The sequence below is a fragment of the Burkholderia sp. HI2714 genome (assembly GCF_002223085.1).
GTDB lineage: Bacteria > Pseudomonadota > Gammaproteobacteria > Burkholderiales > Burkholderiaceae > Burkholderia > Burkholderia lata_D.
This window is the reverse complement of sequence record NZ_NKFM01000137.1, coordinates 1-1,682: the sequence shown is the minus strand read 5'-3', so window position 1 is coordinate 1,682 and position 1,682 is coordinate 1. Positions and strand designations below refer to the sequence as shown.

3 protein-coding genes are annotated in these 1,682 nt (G+C 66.4%); 1 reads left to right on the top strand and 2 read right to left on the bottom strand.

The features are described 5' to 3' along the window. Window positions 1-327: 327 nt before the first annotated feature. Entirely contained in the window at window positions 328-822 is a 495-nt protein-coding gene (locus tag CFB82_RS41475) for a hypothetical protein (protein WP_089487957.1), read from the bottom strand. Continuing rightward, window positions 819-1,370 (bottom strand): hypothetical protein, encoded by a 552-nt coding sequence (locus tag CFB82_RS41470; RefSeq protein WP_089487956.1) that lies wholly within the window; start codon window positions 1,368-1,370, stop codon window positions 819-821. The genes CFB82_RS41475 and CFB82_RS41470 overlap by 4 nt, the downstream gene beginning before the upstream one ends. Before the next feature lie 232 nt (window positions 1,371-1,602). Between CFB82_RS41470 and CFB82_RS44675 the strand changes: the two genes are divergently transcribed. Beyond that, on the top strand, window positions 1,603-1,682 hold an 80-nt coding region (locus CFB82_RS44675; RefSeq protein WP_218829065.1), incomplete at its 3' end, for an ESPR-type extended signal peptide-containing protein.

Sequence of the window (1,682 nt, the reverse complement as noted above, 5' to 3'; positions counted from 1 at the left end):
TCCGGCATGTCCGGAGCCATTTGCATCGTCGCCAGAAGGAACCTCACGTGATTCGTAACCTGTTCAACGAGAAACATGTCCGTTACGCCGCTTGAATATTACGCACTATTTGATGAACTGGTCAGTAACAATCACGTACGATCGCCAGCGCAACCTTCGGTAGTTCTCCCTGGGTAAAGGAAGTGATTTTCCGACCGGTTCGTGCCGAGCTGCTCGACCCACACACCGGGCTCCTTCGCGTGATACAGAACACCATCAGATCGGCCCGTCCGGCCGCCGCGCGGTGTGCCATCGCGCCCGGCACCGACGCCCACCGGGCGCGTCACATCACTGCAGATTGCCCCAGCGGGCGACGGCCGGTTCGGCCGCGGCCCACTTCCAGCGCGCGCCTTGTTGGCAGGCGCTCGCGAAATACCAGTCGGCCTTCGCGCCATCCTGCATCGAAAACGCGAATTCCTTGCACAGTGCGAGCGCCGTCGAATACGCGCGCGAGACGCGCACCTCGCCTTCGCCGTTCTCGAGCGGAAGCATATTCTTCACCTTCCACGGCTTCACCTCGCCGACCGCGAGACTGCCGGCCGCCTGCGCGATCGCATCCTGCTGGTGCTGATGGAGCTGCTTCATCGTGCGCTTGACGGCCTCGTCGGTCGCGGCCTGCACGGCGATGCCGACCCCGACGCCGACCACCGGGTTGGCGGTGACGAGGCCGGTCGCCGCGCCCGCGAGCGCGCCGCTCGCCGCGCCGACCGAGCCGCAGCCGGACAGCGCGGCGCCAGCCGCGCACAGTGCGCCGAGCCACGCGAGGCGGAACGCGACGCTCATTGCAGCGCACCCCAGCGTTCGGTCGCCGGTTCGGCCGATGCCCATTTCCACTGCGGGCCGTCGCGGCAGAGGGTCGCGATGTAGAACGCCGATTGCGCGGCGGCATCGGCCTTGGCCGGCGTATCGACCGAGAACACGACCTCCTTGCAGTCGAGCGGGCCGATGCTGATCATCCGGCTGACCGTCACGCGGCCGTGCTCGTCGTCCGCGATCGGGAACGAATGGTTCGTGGTCCACGGCGCGACGCCGCCGACGTCGAGCGGTCCGGCCGCCGTCGCGATCTGTGCCTGCGTGTAGCGATGCGCGATGCGCTGCGTGTACTGGACGCCCGCGCGTGCGCCGGCGACCGCGCCGAGGCCGATGCCGGTCGCGATCGCCGCGTTGTTGGTGACCTTGGACGCAATGGTCGCGCCCGCGATGCCGGCGCTGGCCGTCGCGCTTTCGCTGTACAGCGCATTGCAGCCCGACAGCAGCGCGGCCGCGGCGGCCACGGCCAGCACAATGCGCGCCGGTATGGCCCGGCGCTGCGCTTCGATGCGATTGTTCATCCCTGCGTGTAAGTCCTGTCTGGGGGCATGCACGCCCACTGCGCACCATTGTTTCGCAATCCTCTGCAGAAAAAATGCAAAGGATTGACAAACGGCTGGCCGCGCAATCGTGTTTGACGAAAGTTGATCGCGACCTGACACATGTTGAGTCGCGTCGGTGTGGGCGTGCGCCGAGAATCGCTGGCATCGGAATGGGCGAGTTGCGCCCGAACAGTATTGGGGGAACGAAGCGATGAACCAGCAAGCGTACAAGATCAAGTTCAGCCGTCGGTTGGGCACGTGGGTGGCGGTGTCGGAGCTCACGCGCGGGGC

Bases quoted from the DNA above. Each gene is read 5' to 3' on its own strand.
- CFB82_RS41475 (WP_089487957.1), bottom strand. From the start codon at position 822: ATGAGCGTCGCGTTCCGCCTCGCGTGGCTCGGCGCACTGTGCGCGGCT.
- CFB82_RS41470 (WP_089487956.1), bottom strand. From the start codon at position 1,370: ATGAACAATCGCATCGAAGCGCAGCGCCGGGCCATACCGGCGCGCATT.